This window comes from Mycobacterium sp. (assembly GCF_044370595.1).
Taxonomy (GTDB): domain Bacteria; phylum Actinomycetota; class Actinomycetes; order Mycobacteriales; family Mycobacteriaceae; genus Mycobacterium.
The window spans coordinates 1-15696 of record NZ_JBILVF010000267.1 but is presented as its reverse complement, the minus strand read 5'-3'; the positions used below and the strand labels follow the sequence as shown (position 1 = coordinate 15696).

7 protein-coding genes and 1 pseudogene are annotated in these 15696 nt (G+C 72.3%); 4 read left to right on the top strand and 4 right to left on the bottom strand.

Translation table 11 applies throughout. The features are described 5' to 3' along the window. Positions 1–62: 62 nt before the first annotated feature. On the top strand, positions 63–10706 hold the full coding sequence (locus tag ADBZ5N_RS18705) for a Vgb family protein (RefSeq protein ID WP_526260071.1): 10644 nt from the start codon (positions 63–65) through the stop codon (positions 10704–10706). A 98-nt stretch (positions 10707–10804) separates the two neighbouring features. On the opposite strand, the gene ADBZ5N_RS18700 is transcribed toward ADBZ5N_RS18705, so the two are convergent. The 3 genes from ADBZ5N_RS18700 to ADBZ5N_RS18690 all read right to left on the bottom strand — a co-directional run bounded on the left by ADBZ5N_RS18700 (position 10805) and on the right by ADBZ5N_RS18690 (position 12312). Then, the gene (locus ADBZ5N_RS18700; RefSeq protein ID WP_526260069.1) at positions 10805–11755 is read right to left on the bottom strand and encodes a bifunctional methionine sulfoxide reductase B/A protein; all 951 of its coding nucleotides are present in this window, start codon (positions 11753–11755) and stop codon (positions 10805–10807) included. A 75-nt stretch (positions 11756–11830) separates the two neighbouring features. Then, complete coding sequence (locus tag ADBZ5N_RS18695; protein WP_526260067.1) at positions 11831–11959, bottom strand: hypothetical protein; 129 nt, start codon at positions 11957–11959, stop codon at positions 11831–11833. Positions 11960–12099: 140 nt separating this feature from the next. Then, a complete protein-coding gene (locus ADBZ5N_RS18690) occupies positions 12100–12312 on the bottom strand; it encodes an antitoxin (protein WP_526260064.1) in 213 nt (70 codons plus the stop codon). A gap of 67 nt (positions 12313–12379) precedes the next feature. On the opposite strand from ADBZ5N_RS18690, the gene ADBZ5N_RS18685 reads away from it, so the two are divergent. Both ADBZ5N_RS18685 and ADBZ5N_RS18680 read left to right on the top strand, forming a co-directional pair. Continuing rightward, positions 12380–12883: a nuclear transport factor 2 family protein gene (locus tag ADBZ5N_RS18685; RefSeq protein ID WP_526260062.1), complete on the top strand. Its 504-nt coding sequence runs from the start codon at positions 12380–12382 to the stop codon at positions 12881–12883. Continuing rightward, positions 12880–13881, top strand: a complete 1002-nt coding sequence (locus ADBZ5N_RS18680; protein WP_526260060.1) for an NAD-dependent epimerase/dehydratase family protein — start codon at positions 12880–12882, stop codon at positions 13879–13881. The genes ADBZ5N_RS18685 and ADBZ5N_RS18680 overlap by 4 nt, the downstream gene beginning before the upstream one ends. Before the next feature lie 430 nt (positions 13882–14311). Here ADBZ5N_RS18680 and ADBZ5N_RS18675 read toward each other — a convergent pair whose 3' ends face one another. Continuing rightward, entirely contained in the window at positions 14312–14785 is a 474-nt protein-coding gene (locus tag ADBZ5N_RS18675; RefSeq protein WP_526260058.1) for a hypothetical protein, read from the bottom strand. A 295-nt stretch (positions 14786–15080) separates the two neighbouring features. On the opposite strand from ADBZ5N_RS18675, the pseudogene ADBZ5N_RS18670 reads away from it, so the two are divergent. After that, positions 15081–15696 (top strand): annotated as a pseudogene (locus tag ADBZ5N_RS18670) (hypothetical protein); the annotation flags it as partial.

Below are 15696 nucleotides of genomic sequence, written 5' to 3'. Positions count from 1 at the left end.
ACGCCTCCAACGGCGGCTCCGCCGGTAACGGCGGCGTCGGCGGAGCCTCGGTCTCCGGCACCGTGGGGGCCGGCGGCGATGCCGGTATCGGTGGTGACGGCGGCACCGGTGCCACCGGCAGCGAAACCACTCCGACCGGCGGTCGCGGCGGTGACGGCGGCAGCGCGGGCGACCCAGGTCTGGATGCACTGGGCGACATCAACTACGCGGGCGTGGCCGCTGGCGGTGACGGCGGCGCAGGCGGTGCGGGCTGGACCTCGACGCAGGCCGGAGTCGCCGGCGGCAGCGGCGGCACTGCCGGTGACGGCGGTGCGGGCGGTGTGGCACTTGTTGCCGGCCCCGGCGGCGATGGCGGCACCGGCGGCGCCGGTGGCGCGGGCTATGACGGCGGCATCGACGAGCCCGGCGGCGAGGGCGGTATCGGCGGCCAGGGCGGCAACGGTGGCGCCAGTGTCTACAACCAGGGTGGCACCGGCGGCGACGGCGGCACCGGCGGCGACGGCGGCACCGGCGGCCAGGGCTCGACGCCCCTTGGCACCGGCGCAACCGGCGGCAACGCCGGGGTTGGCGGTAGCGGTGGCACCGGCGGTTCGAGTGTCAACGACTTGGTTTTCCCGGGTGTGACGGCCGGCGCCGGAGGTAACGGCGGCGCGGGCGGTACCGGCGGTACCGGCGGCCTGGGGTCGGCGGACGGTGGTACCGGCGGCACCGCGGGCAACGGCGGTGAGGGCGGCCTCGGCGGCGCCGGCGGCAGCACCGTCGACACTGTCGGTGGTACCGGTGGCACGGGCGGCAGCGGCGGCGACGGCGGCACCGGCGGTGCGGCCCTGTCCGGCGGCAACGGTGGCGCCGGTGGCTTGGGCGGCGACGGCAACTCCGGTGGTGACGGCGGAACCGCGACAGGCACCGGTACCGACGCAGACGGCGGGAACGGCGGCGACGCCGGGGTCGGTGGCGTCGGCGGACGCGGCGGTGATGGAGATGCCACCAACCCGAACGGCGGCCGCGGCGGCGACGGCGGCGACTCGGGTCTCGAGGGCACCGGCGGCGCGGGCGCGACGAGTGGCGACCCGGGTGCCGGCGGCGACGGCGGCAGCGGTGGTGCCGGCGGCGATGGTTGGGACTCCACCGACCCGGCGACCCCGGGTGGTGCCGGCGGCTACGGCGGCTGGGGCGGTGACGCGTTGAGTAGTGGAGCCGGCGGTCGTGGCGGCAACGGTGGTGCTGGTGGTGATGGTGCCGATGGTGTGATCACCGTGGCGGGCCAGTACGGCGGTTTGGGTTGGGCGTCCAACGGCGGCCTCGGCGGTAATGGCGGCAACAGCGGATTCTCGGTCAGCGGTACCACGTATGCCGGTGGCGATGCCGGTGCCGGTGGTAACGGTGGTGTGGGTGCCGATGGTGATGCGACCACGCCCAATGGTGGTCGTGGTGGTGACGGCGGCGGTGCGGGTGATCCGGGCCGTGATGGTGCCGGTGTGTTGAATTACGCAGGGATCGCCGACAGTGGCGACGGTGGTGACGGCGGCACGGGGTGGACGTCGACGCTGGCCGGGGTCAACGGCGGCGCCGGCGGTTACGGCGGTTCCGGCGGAGGCTACGTCTTCAACACCAGCTACGGGCGCGGCGGTGACGGTGGTCGCGGCGGTGACGGTGGCGACGGCTATTCCGGTGGTCCCGGTGAGGACGCCACCGACGGCGGCTGGGCCGGCTACGGCGGTTCCGGCGGCGGCAGTTATTACAACCAGGGCGGTCGCGGTGGTGACGGTGGTGTCGGTGGTGACGGCGGCCTCGGTGGTGCAGCCGTGGATCCCGGTACCGATGGTGGCAGGGGCGGCAACGCCGGCTACGGCGGCGACGGCGGCTACGGTGGCATCAATTTCTACGCCGATCCGGCCCTGCCCGGCGTGACCTCAGGCGACGGCGGCAACGGCGGTGCCGGCGGTGTCGGTGGTGCCGGCGGTGCCGGCGCAGCGGATGGCGGTAACGGCGGCGACGCCGGCTATGGCGGCGGCGGTGGTTACGGCGGTTCCGGCGGCTACACCTACGACAACGTCGGAGGCAATGGCGGTGCCGGTGCCGACGGTGGAGCCGGCGGTGCCGGCGGGTTGGCCGGATCCGGCGGCGGCTCCGGCGGTGACGGCGGCTACGGCGGCTCGGGCGGCCGAGGCGGTTCGGGCGGTGCCGAATACGGCTCGGGCACGGCGGGTTCCGGCGGCGCGGGCGGTGACGGCGGCGCCAGTGGTGCGGGCGCGGATGGCGCCGACGGTGGTGGAAACGGCGGGAACTCCGGTGCGGGCGGTTCCGGCGGCTACGGCGGTGACGCCGGCTACTCCGACGCGGCCGGTGCTAACGGCGGTGCCGGTGGCACTGGCGCGGTGGGCAGCGATGGTGGTGCGGCCGGTTCCGGCGGCGGTTCGGGCGGTTCCGGCGGCCAGGGTGGTTCCGGTGGTTCCGGTGGTGCCGGCAGCGGGACGGCGGGTGATGGTGGTGACGGCGGGAACGCGGGAGCCGGTGGTGACGGCGGTGACGGCGCCGACGGCACGGCCAGCCACCCCAACGCCGGCAACGGCGGGTCCGGCGGTGACGCGGGCCTGGAAGGTACCGGCGGGACCGGTGTAATCAACGGCACTGACGGTGCGGCCGCGGATGCCGGTAACGGCGGTAATGGTGGTCTGGGCTGGACGTCGACCGATCCGGCTATCGCCGGTGGTGACGGCGGCTCCGGCGGGCGGGGTGGTAACTCGCCGTCCACTGGAGCCGGCGGCCGTGGCGGCAACGGCGGTGCCGGTGGTGATGGTGCTGACGGGGTGATCACCCTGCCTGGTCAGTACGGACCGTTGGGCTGGGCGTCCAGCGGCGGCATTGGTGGCGGTGGTGGTGACAGCGGTTCCTCGGTCGGCGGGATCAGCTACGGCGGTGGTGATGCTGGTGCCGGTGGTGACGGCGGCGACGGTGCAGATGGTGATGCCACCACCCCCAACGGCGGGCGAGGTGGTGACGGCGGCAGCGCCGGCGATCCGGGCCGTGATGGTTCCGGTGTGCTGAACTACGCCGGGATCGCTGACGGCGGTGACGGCGGGTCCGGCGGCGATGGCTGGGACTCGACGGTGGCCGGGGTCAACGGCGGGTCCGGCGGTGGCGGCGGCTCCGGTGGCGGCTACTGGTTCACCACCTCTTACGCGCGTGGTGGCGACGGCGGCAATGGCGGTGCCGGTGGTGACGGCTATTCCGGTGGTGCCGGGGAGGATGCCACCGACGGCGGATCAGGTGGTTCCGGCGGTGGCGGCGGTTCCAGCTATTACAACCAGTCGGGTCGTGGCGGTGACGGCGGCATCGGTGGTGACGGCGGCAACGGCGGTGCGGCTGTAGTTGCCGGCACCGACGGCGGCCGCGGCGGTAACGCCGGTTCCGGCGGTTCCGGCGGTGGTGGCGGGGTCAATTTCTACGCAGATCCGGCGCTGCCCGGGGTGAGCGCCGGTGCTGGCGGCAACGGTGCTGCCGGTGGTCTCGGTGGCGCGGGCGGTGCCGGTGCGACTGGTGGCGGGAACGGTGGCGACGCCGGGTACGGCGGTTCGGGCGGTTCGGGCGGTTCGGGCGGTTGGACCTATGACAACGTCGGTGGTGACGGCGGTGACGGCGGTGATGCCGGCGCCGGTGGTGCCGGCGGGTTGGCGGGCTCCGGCGGTGGCTCGGGCGGCGACGGCGGCGACGGCGGCTACGGCGGTACCGGCGGTGACGGTGGCCCCTCGTACGGCACCGGTACCGGCGGTGATGGTGGTGACGGCGGCAACGCCGGGGCCGGTGGCGATGGTGCCGATGGCACCGACGGCACGGCCAGCCACCCGGACGCCGGTAACGGCGGGTCCGGCGGCGATGCGGGCCTGGAGGGTTCTGGCGGGTCGGGTGTGACCAATGGCAGTAATGGTGCTGCTGCGGATGCCGGCAACGGCGGTAATGGTGGTCAGGGCTGGACGTCGACCGATCCGGCCGTCGCCGGCGGTGGCGGCGGTGACGGTGGCCGGGGCGGTAACGCGCCTTCCAGCGGTGCCGGCGGTCAGGGCGGCAACGGTGGTGCCGGTGGTGATGGTGCTGACGGGGTGATCACTGTGCCCGGTCAGTACGGACCGTTGGGCTGGGCATCCAACGGCGGCCGTGGCGGTCGTGGTGGTGACAGCGGTTCCTCGGTCGGCGGGATCAGCTACGCCGGTGGATTTGCCGGCGATGGTGGCGACGGCGGCGACGGTGCCGATGGTGATGCCACCACCCCCGACGGCGGCCGCGGTGGCGACGGCGGTCAAGTAGGCGATCCGGGCCGCGACGGTGCCGGTGTCCTCAATTACGCCGGAATCTCCGATAGCGGCGCCGGCGGTAACGGCGGCGACGGCTGGGATTCGACCCTGGCAGGTGTCAACGGTGGTCGCGGTGGTGACGGCGGCAACGGTGCCGAGGGCGATCCCGGATTCAGCTACAACCGCGGTGGCGCCGGTGGGCGCGGCGGAAACGGCGGCGACGGCTACTCCGGTGGGCCCGGCGAGGACGCCACCGACGGCGGTTCGGGCGGCCAGGGCGGTTCCGCTGGCGGCAGCTACTACAACCAGGGCGGACTTGGTGGTGACGGCGGCGTCGGTGGTGACGGCGGCACCGGTGGTGCGGCCGCGGTGCCCGGTACCGGCGGTGGGCGCGGCGGTAACGCGGGCTCCGGTGGCCGTGGCGGTGACGGCGGCGAAAACTACTATCTGGATCCGGTGCTGCCCGGGGTGACCGCCGGCGTCGGCGGCAACGGTGGTGCCGGTGGTATCGGTGGTGCCGGCGGTGCCGGTGCCGCCGATGGCGGGAACGGCGGCGACGCCGGCCGGGGCGGCCGGGGCGGGTCCGGCGGTTACGGCGGATACACCTACGGCAACGTCGCCGGTGACGGAGGTCAGGGTGCCGACGGTGGCGCTGGCGGTGCCGGCGGGTTGGCGGGCTCCGGCGGTGGGTCCGGCGGCGACGGCGGGGATGGCGGCTGGGGCGGTGACGGCGGTTATGGCGGCTTCGTGTACGGCACCGGTACGGGTGGTGACGGTGGTGACGGCGGGAACGCCGGGGCCGGCGGCAACGGTGCCGACGGCACCGACGGCACGGCCAGCCACCCGAACGGCGGCAACGGCGGTTGGGGCGGTGACGCGGGCCTGGAAGGTTCCGGCGGGACCGGTGTGAGCAACGGCATCGACGGTGCGGCCGCAGACGCAGGCAACGGCGGCAACGGTGGTCAGGGCTGGGTCTCGACCGACCCGACCATCGGCGGCGGTCGCGGTGGCGATGGCGGCCGGGGCGGTGACGCTCCCAGCAGTGGTGCCGGTGGGCAGGGCGGCAACGGCGGCGCCGGTGGTGACGGCGCCGACGGGGTAACGACCGTAGTAGGTATCTACGGCAACCTCGGGGACGCCTCCTTCGGCGGCCAAGGCGGCAGCGGCGGCAGCAGCGGTTCCTCGGTCAGCGGGATCACCTATGCCGGCGGTAACGCCGGTGCGGGCGGTGACGGCGGTGACGGCGCGGCCGCTGACGGCGCTCTGAGGCCCAACGGTGGGCGCGGCGGCGACGGCGGCGGTTCCGGTGATCCGGGCCGCGACGGCGCCGGTGTCCTGAACTACGCCGGGATCGCCGACGGCGGCGACGGTGGCGACGGCGGCACGGGCTGGAGTTCGACGGTGGCCGGCGTCAACGGCGGCATCGGTGGTTTGGCCGGTAACGGCGGCGGCGGCGACTACGGCCCCGGCGGTGACGGCGGGCGCGGCGGCGACGGAGGCGACGGCTATTCCGGTGGGCCCGGGGAGGACGCCACCGACGGCGGCTGGGCCGGTTACGGCGGCTTCGGCGGTGGCAGTGTCTACAACCAGGGCGGTCGCGGTGGCGACGGCGGCGTCGGTGGCGACGGCGGCACCGGAGGTGCGGCGACGACTCCTGGCACCAACGGCGGCCGTGGCGGCAACGCCGGTTACGGCGGCGGTGCGGGAGGCGGCGGAGTCAGCCTCTACGCGGATCCGGCCCTGCCCGGGGTCACCGGCGGTGACGGCGGCAATGGCGGTGCGGGCGGTCTTGGCGGTGCAGGTGGTGCCGGTGCGGCCGACGGCGGTGACGGCGGCGACGCAGGCCGGGGCGGCCAAGGCGGATACGGCGGTTACGGCGGCTACACCTTTAACAACGTCGGCGGCGACGGTGGCCAGGGAGCCGACGGCGGCGCCGGCGGGACCGGTGGGGCCGCGGGCTCCGGCGGCGGCTCCGGTGGCGATGGCGCGGATGGCGGCTCAGGCGGTCGCGGTGGTGACGGCGGACCCTCGTACGGCGGCGGTACTGGCGGCAACGGTGGCGACGCCGGTAACGCAGGCGCAGGCGGCAACGGCGCCCACGGCACCGACGGCGCGGCCACCCACCCCGACGGCGGTAACGGCGGTGCCGGCGGTGACGCGGGCCTGGAAGGTTCCGGCGGGACCGGTGTGATCAACGGCATCGACGGTGCGGCCGCAGACGCCGGTAACGGCGGCAACGGCGGCCAGGGCTGGACGTCGACCGATCCTGCCATCGCTGGTGGTGACGGTGGAACCGGCGGTTCCGGCGGTGACGCACCGTCCAGCGGCGCCGGTGGCACGGCCGGCAATGGCGGTGCCGGCGGTGACGGCGCCGACGGTGTGATCACCGTGCCCGGCAAGTTCGACAACCTGGGTTGGGCCTCGGATGGCGGCCATGGCGGCTTCGGCGGCGACGCCGGTTCGTCGGTGACCGGTGTGACCTATGCGGGCGGTACCGCGGGGGCCGGCGGCGATGGCGGCGACGGCGCGAAAGGTGACGCCACCACTCCCAACGGCGGCTACGGCGGCGACAGCGGTGTTGCGGGTAATCCGGGCCGCGATGGCTCGGGCGTGCCGAATTACGCCGGCATCGCCGACAACGGCAATGGCGGCAACGGAGGTGCCGGCTGGGACTCCACCCAGGCGGGCGTCGCCGGTGGTACCGGTGGTGCCGGTGGCGGCGGCGGCGATTTCTACTGGAACTTCGGCTACAACGGAGGCGGCAACGGCGGTGCCGGCGGTGCTGGCGGTGACGGCTACTCCGGCGGTCCCGGGGAGGACGCCACCGATGGCGGGTCCGGCGGGTCCGGCGGTAGTGCCGGTAACAGCCACTACAACCGGGGTGGCCGCGGCGGTGACGGCGGTGCCGGCGGCATCGGCGGCATCGGCGGGGCTGCGGTGGCCCCCGGGACTGACGGCGGCCGCGGCGGCTATGGCGGTATCGGTGGATCCGGCGGTGGCGGCGGCAACAGCTACTACTCCGATCCGGCGCTGCCCGGGGTCACTGCCGGCGACGGCGGGAATGCCGGTGCGGGCGGTCGCGGTGGTGACGGCGGCGCGGGTGCGGCCGGCGGTGGCAACGGTGGCGACGCCGGTTATGGCGGATCTGGCGGTTACGCCGGTTACGGCGGCCTCACCTACGACAACGTCGGCGGAGATGGCGGCCGGGGTGCCGACGGCGGTGCCGGCGGGGTCGGCGGGGCAGCCGGTTCCGGAGGCGGTTCCGGGGGTGCCGGCGGCGACGGTGGTTCCGCTGGCAGTGGCGGCGGCGGCGGCGGCGAGTACGGCACCGGCACCGCGGGTAGCGGCGGCGCCGGAGGTGACGGCGGTGCCAGCGGTTCCGGCGCGGCCGGCACCGACGGTGGCGGCAGCGGCGGTCAATCGGGCGCCGGTGGCGCAGGCGGAAGCGGCGGTGCCGCCGGCGACTCGGATGCCGCCGGCGCCGATGGCGGTGCGGGCGGTAACGGCGCTGCGGGCGCCGATGGCGGCGCGGCCGGTTCCGGCGGCGGGTCGGGCGGTTCCGGCGGTTCCGGCGGTGATGGCGGTGCCGGTGGTTCCGGCAGCGGCAGCAGCGGCATCGGCGGTGACGGCGGCAACGCTGGCGCCGGTGGTGACGGTGCCAGCGGCACCGACGGCATAGCAACCCACCCGGACGGCGGTGATGGCGGGTCCGGGGGTGACGCGGGATATGCGGGTACCGGCGGTGCGGGCGCCAGTGCCGGCAATGCCGGCACGGCCGCAGACGCCGGCAACGGTGGCACAGGCGGTGCCGGCGCCGACGGGAGTGCCACCACCCCGGATGCCGGGCGCGGCGGTAACGGCGGCAACGCTGGCGCCCCGGCGGATATCCTGGGCGCCGCCGTGGCCGGTGCCGGCGGTGACGGCGGCACCGGGTGGAGTTCCACCCAGGCCGGTGTCAGCGGCGGTGCTGGTGGGGACGGCGGCAACGGCGGAAGCGCCTTCCTCGCTGCGGGTGGTACCGCCGGCCGGGGTGGTGACGGCGGCGCAGGTTACTCCGGTGGAACCGGTGAGGACGGCACCGACGGTGGCGGCGGCGGTCAGGGCGGCATCGGCGGTGGCAGCTACTTCAACCAGGGTGCCCGCGGTGGTGACGGCGGCGTCGGTGGCGACGGCGGCACCGGCGGCGCGACGACGGTCGTCGGCACTGACGGCGGCCGCGGCGGCAATGCGGGATCCGGCGGTGCCGGCGGAGCGGGCGGCTTCAGCTACCTCAGCGATCCGGCCCTCCCCGGTGCGGTGGCCGGTGACGGTGGCGACGGTGGTGCCGCGGGTCGCGGTGGCAACGGCGGCTCCGGCGGCCAGGGCGCCGGTGGCGGCGACGCCGGTTCGGGTGGAAACGGCGGCGCGGGCGGCAGTGGCGGCGCCACCTACGAGAAGGTGGGCGGCTCCGGCGGTCAGGGCGCCGATGGCGGTGCGGCCGGCGTGGCCGGCGCGGGCGGCGCAGGCGGCGGCACCGGTGGTGATGGTGCCGATGGTGGCAATGGCGGTGCAGGCGGTTCCGGCGGCGAGGTCGTGTTCGATGGCACTGGCGTCGGCGGTAGCGGTGGCCAAGGCGGCACCGGAGCCGTCGGCAGCGCCGGCGGTGCGGCCGGTTCGGGCGGCGGTTCGGGCGGCTCCGGTGGCGATGGCGGTTCGGGCGGCGACGGTGGCTCTGGCGGCGAGGTGGTTGGCCCAGGGGTCGCCGGCAACGGCGGCGACGGAGGCAACGCCGGTGCGGGCGGCAACGGAGCCGACGGCACCGACGGCAGCCTCGCCCATCCGGACGGTGGCGCTGGCGGCAGCGGCGGCAGCGCCGGGGACGCGGGCGTCGGGGGTGTCGGCGTGATCAACGGTGCCGATGGCGCGGTTGCCGACGGCGGTGACGGCGGAACCGGCGGGAACTCCACCTCCGGTAACGGCGGTGCGGGCGGTGCCGGCGGCAACGGCGGGACCGGTAGCCGGGATTACTACTCGACGACCGTTGTCTCCTCGGCCACCTTCAGCGGTCCCTGGGGGGTGGCGGTCGGCGTGGACGGCAAGGTCTATGTCGTCAACCAGTCCGGTGACTCGGTGTCGGTGATCGACCCGGCGACGGGAACCGTCACCGAGATCACCGACCCCAGCTTCTCCGTTCCCGTCTTTGTGGCGGTCGCTGGAACCGGCAAGGTCTACGTCACCAATCAAGGCGGCGACTCGGTGTCGGTGATCGATCCGGCGGCGGGTAATACCGTGACGGTGATCAACGACGCCAGCTTCTCCAGTCCGATCGGGGTGGCGGTTGCCCCGGACGGAAAGGTCTACGTGGTCAACGGGGGTGGGGATTCGGTGTCGGTGATCGATCCGGCGGCGGGCAATACCGTCACGGTGATCAACGACGCCAGCTTCTTCGCTCCGTTCGGAGTGGCGGTCGCTGCCGACGGCAAGGTGTACGTAGTCAACCAAGGCAATTCGGTGTCGGTGATCGACCCGGCGGCTGGAAACACCGTCACCCCCGTCACCGATCCCAGCTTCGCGACCCCGGTGCTCGCGGCAGTCGGCTTGGACGGCAAGGTCTACGTCACCAACGTGATCGGCAATTCGGTGTCGGTGATCGACCCGGCAACCGGATATTCGGTTTCCGTGATCACCGGCGGCCTGGCCTCGCCCGTCGGGGTGGCGGTCGCTCCGGACGGCAAGGTCTATGTGTCCAGCGTGTTCGGGAATTCCTTGTGGGTCATCGACCCGGCGGCCGGCAACACCGTGACACCGGTGTCCAAACCCGGCCAGTTCGCCGTCGGGGTCGCGGTGGCCGCCGACGGCGCGGTATACGTCTCCAGCCAGGACGACAACACCGTGTCGGTGATCACCGCCGGTACCCGGCCCAGCGGCAACGGCGGCGACGGCGGTGCCGGCGGCTCCGGAGCCGGATCGGTGTCGGGCGTCACCTACCTCGGCGGTAACGGCGGAACCGGCGGATCGGCGTTCGAGAACGGCGGAAATGGCGGCGCCGGTGGTGCCGGCGGGTCGGTGACAATCACCGGCTCCACCGTCAGCGGCGATGCCGGCAACGGCGGTGCCGGCGGTGACAGCGTCGATGGTTCCGGCGGCGGCGGCGGTGCCGGTGGCGCAGCGACCGGCACGACTGTCGTCGACTCCACCGTCAACGGCGGGGACGGCGGTACCGGTGGCAGCGCGGCCTCCGGATCGGCTCTGGGTGGTGCCGGCGGCGACGGCGGTGCTGCCTCCGTGAACGGCACCGACTCGCAGGCCAACGGCGGAGACGGCGGCGACGGCGGCACCGGATCAGGGGCTGGCGGCCTCGCCGGGATCGGAGCGGCCAGCGGTAGCGGGTCGACGGCCACGGACGGCCTGCCGGGCACTCCCGGGCCGGTCTAGCCGCTCAGCGAGCGTCGAGTGTGTGCCCTGCGCAGACAAAACATGGCGACACCTTGCAGAGCCCACACACTCGCGATCGACGCGAATGCTGTGCGCTGTTACACCGTCTCGCGCTTGGGCAGCTTCCAGCCCGGCCGCGGGTAGTGGCAGGTGTACCCGTTCGGGATCCGCAGCAGGTAGTCCTGGTGCTCCGGTTCGGCCTCCCAGAAGTCCGACGCCAGCGTCACCTCGGTGACCACCGTGCCCGGCCACAGCCCGGAGGCGTCGACGTCGGCGATGGTGTCCAGCGCCACCTGGCGCTGCTCGTCGTCGAGGTAGAAGATCGCCGAGCGATAGCTGGTGCCGCGGTCGTTGCCCTGCCGGTCCTTGGTGGTCGGGTCGTGGATCTGGAAGAAGAACTCCAGCAGCGCGCGGTAGTCGGTCAGGGCCGGGTCGTAGATGATCTCGACGGCCTCGGCGTGGCCGGGGTGGTTGCGGTAGGTGGCGTTCGCGTTCTGCCCCCCGGTGTAGCCGACCCGCGTCGACACCACGCCGGGCTGGCGGCGAATGAGATCCTGCATGCCCCAGAAGCAGCCGCCGGCCAGGGTCGCCGTCTTGTACTGACTCATGTTGTCCTCCTTGGTGAATAGCCTGACGTACTCGCTGTACCCGTGGGCCTCAAGCTCGTCGCGGTGCACGAAACGCAGCGCCGCGGAGTTGATGCAGTACCGCATCCCGCCCCGGTCCCGCGGGCCGTCCTTGAACACGTGCCCGAGGTGGCTGTCCGCGTGCTTCGAGCGGACTTCGGTGCGCGGGAAAATCATTGTGAAGTCGCGTTTGGTGACGACGTTGCCGATCGGCTTGGTGAAACTCGGCCACCCGGTTCCGCTGTCGAACTTGTCGACCGAGGCGAACAACGGCTCCCCTGAGACGACGTCGACGTAGATGCCCGGTTCGTGGTGGTCCCAGTACTCACCGGTGAATGCGGGCTCGGTGCCGTTTCGCTGCGTCACCCGGAACTGGTCGGGGGTCAGCGCCCTTACGGCGTCGGGATCCTTGCGGTAGCTCATACCGACCCAGTGTGCTCCCCGTTCGCCGCCACCGGCTCGTTGCGGTGCGGGCGGTTACGGAGATGTCAGAGACCGTCAGGGTCCAAGTAGTACGGCGATGATCCCGGTGGCTTCGTGAGGCGGCGCCATCCCGATGTTCCCAATGGGCTCGTCCAAGGCCGAGGACGGTAACCACTGGACGAGCTCGGGCAGCAAGCACGCCACTGGGTTGCCCGACTGTGACCGAGGACCCCGGGAATGAACGGGCAGGTGATGACCCGCCCAGTCCCGGCGTCGATATGCGCTTCGCCCGATAGGACAGCGACGTAGAACTCAGCGGCGGTGCCGCGGCGCCCCCGGTGCGATCACAGTTCGGCGGACCGGTTGGCGCGGCATACCTGGTCGGCGTACGCACCGATCTTCAATGCCGGCACTGTGCGGTTGTGGTACTCGTCCAGGGAGTTTCGTAGGAGCTCGTTGCGAAGTGCCTTCTCGATCAGCTCGGAGCGGTTGAGCCCGGCGGCCTTGGCGTCCGCGTCTGCGGCGGCTAGAGCTGCGTGCCAAATGACCGGAACCATCCCCTCCGCTCCCGCCGAATTCCTCCGCTCTCCCCAACTGGGATAGAACCTGTTCTAGTTTGAACCCGTGGCCCCCCGCTTTTCCCGCGCCGAACTCGCCGCCGCCTTCGCGCAGTTCGAAGCCGAGGTCGACGACGCCGCCCGCACCCACAACTGGGACGCCTGGGTGGCGCACTACACCCCCGACGTCGACTACATCGAGCACGCCATGGGCACCATGAAGGGCCGCGGGCAGGTCCGCGACTGGATCTACCGCACCATGACGACGTTCCCCGGCAGTCACATGACCGCCTTCCCGTCGCTGTGGCACGTCATCGACGAGGACACCTCCCGGGTGATCTGTGAATTGGACAACCCCATGCGTGACCCCGGTGACGGCATCATCATCAGCGCCACCAACATCTCGATCATCACCTACGCGGGCGAGGGCCTGTGGTCGCGCCAGGAGGACATCTACAACCCGCTCCGCTTCCTGGCCGCCGGGATGAAGTGGTGCCGCAAGGCCGTCGAACTGGGCACCCTCGACGACGACGCCGCCGCCTGGATGCGCCGCAACCAAGGCAAGCAGTGAAACTCGTCATCGGCGCCAACGGCTATCTCGGCAGCCACGTCACCCGCCAACTCGCCGAGGCCGGCCATGCCGTGCGAATCATGGTGCGCGCAAGAGCCAAGACGTCAGGCATCGACGGTCTCACGACCGAGAGGTTCACCGGCGACATCTGGGACGACGACGTCCTGCGCGAGGCCATGACCGGATGTGACGATGTCTACTACTGCGTCGTCGACACTCGCGCCTGGCTGTCCGACCCGGCGCCGCTGTATCGCACCAACGTCGAGGGCACCCGCAACGTACTCGACGTCGCCTGCGCCGTTCACGCCCGGAACCCGTTGCGCCGCTTCGTCTTCACCAGCAGCTACGCCACAGTCGCGCGCCGGCGCGGCCGCGTCGCCTCCGAGGCCGATGAGATCACCGATCTGGAGTCGTTGAGTGACTACGTGCGCTCCCGGGTGCTGGCCGAACGGATGGTCCTCGACCGTGCCCGCAAAGGAGAACTGCCTGCGGTGGCGATGTGCGTGTCCACCACCTACGGCCCGGGCGACTGGGGCCGCACCCCGCATGGCGCGATCATCGCCGGCGCGGCGTTCGGCAAACTGCCCTTCATCCTGGACCGCATTGAACTGGAAGCCGTCGGGGTCGACGACGCCGCGCGTTCCCTGATTCTGGCCGCCGAGCGCGGGCGCGTGGGCGAGCGATACCTGGTGTCGGAGAAAATGATCAGCAACGCCGACGTAGTGCGCATTGCCGCCGAGGCCGCATGCGTCGCCCCGCCGTCGCGCACAATCCCCCTGCCGGTGACCTACGCATTGGCCGTCCTCGGCACCGTCAGGGGCCGCCTCAACCGAACCGACGAACGGCTCAACCTCAACGCCCTGCGCCTCATGCGCGCCGAGGCGCCGGTGGACCACAGCAAGGCGGTGCGGGAACTCGGCTGGCACCCGTCGCCGGTGGAGGAGTCCATCCGTGCGGCCGCGAAGTGGTGGGTCCAACTGCGCGCCACCAAGCGATAGCGCACCATCTCCTGTCATCTTCCCTGCTGCAAGCACTGCTCAGTGTTTCACCTCGCTGACCCACGGTCTCTGAAACATGTTCTCTTGAAAAGAGATTTGATCTGAAATTCGTGGCAGCATGCCTCTGCTGCACTGGGTGAAACCCTTTCGGTTGTGTAAGTGTTTCACACACTGAAAGATGTTCTGCTGTAAACAGATTTAAAAGCACTCCCCCCAAAAGGCTTGCCAAAAGCCTGTTTTGGCGTGTTAAGTTCCTGATCGGGGGGCGCGAAGTCCCTAAGGTTCGTCTTGGGGAGGGTTCCATGTCATTTGCACAGTCCACACAGCTTGCTGGTCGTCACCGTCGATCATCCAAGGGCCGCATCAGGAGCATCGAATAGACCCGCCGCGCGGTGGTTGCCACCGAGACATCCGTATCGACATACGCGTCCTATATCGGCCGGGTCGGGGCGCTCGCGGTGGCTCTTGGTGTGGGCTCTGCGCTGCTGGCTGTGCCGATCGCATTCGCCGACACAACAGGTTCAGAGGGATCGGTGGGCTCAGGTACCTCTGACGCCTCGGCGAGTTCGGCGCCCTCCTCGAAATCGAGGTCTGCTGGAAACGAGGACGAGTCGAGCAAGTCGGGCTCCCGCCGATCCGCATCGGGTGTCGGCACCGATTCGTCGTACTCATCGCAGCCCGAAACGAACCCGGCCGAGGACCTCTCCCCGGACGTGGCGGACTCAGCCTCAGGAAGCGGGTCAGAGGGCGCCGATGACACCCATGCGCCGACCTCGACAGGCGCCGACGACGCCGACACCTCGACGGGTGCCGACGACGGCGACTCCCCGAGCGCGACGGGCGCCGATGACGAAGCGTCGCCCGCTTCCCCGCGGGCCGGCCGTTCCAGGGGGGGCAACGACACCGCCGAGGCAGACTCGCCGCGTCGGCGCGGCGGGACTGCGCCCGTGGCCGAGGCAGATGCTGGCGACGCCCCGACCGGCACGACAACCGAATCGCCGTCGCAGCCCGGCCCCGCTTCCGGTCCGATCGCAGCGGTCGACATTGGCGAGCCCCAGTCGGATGAATCGAACGCTGACGACCGGTCGGCCGCTCTCCCGGCCGTCTCGGCTCCGGCTGTCTCCAACCCGGCCCCCGCCGCGACGGCGAACGAAGGCCCAGCCATCGCGCCGGCGGCGCCCGCGAGCGAGGCTCCCGCGATGACGGCCGCCTCCCCACGCGACGCGGTCAGCGAGCTGGGCTCAAATCTGCTGTCCTGGCTGGGGACCGGCGGTGACGGAGATGCGCCGTTGGCCGGCCCGCTCGCCTGGGCGGCGGTTGCCGCATCCCGTCGTGAACTCGGCTCGGACTCCTCCACAGCCAAGCCGGCGGCCACGACAACGACCAGCGACGGTCCGCCCGTCGGCTCTGCGGCGAACCTCACCGTGTTCTCGCCTGGCGCATCGGCGACGGCCGACCCGTTCGGGGACTTCATTCGGATCTTCATCGGCAACGGCACCGCGGACAATCCCAACGCGGGGATCCTGTTCGGCAACGGTTTCAGCTACACCGCTTACGTAGGTTCCTGCACCGCCGGAACCGCATGCAAGGGCGGCAACGGCGGCCTCATCGGTAACGGCGGAGATGGTTTCAGCGGCGGGGCCGGCGGCAACTCCGGCTCGTTCGGTAATGGCGGCAACGGTGGTGCGGGCGTGGCCGGTATCAACGGCGGCGCTGGCGGTAACGGCGGTATCGGCGGTTTCCTCTGGGGCAATGGCGGTAACGGCGGTGCCGGTGCCGCCGCGACCACCCCGGGCGGGAGCGGCGGCACGGGTG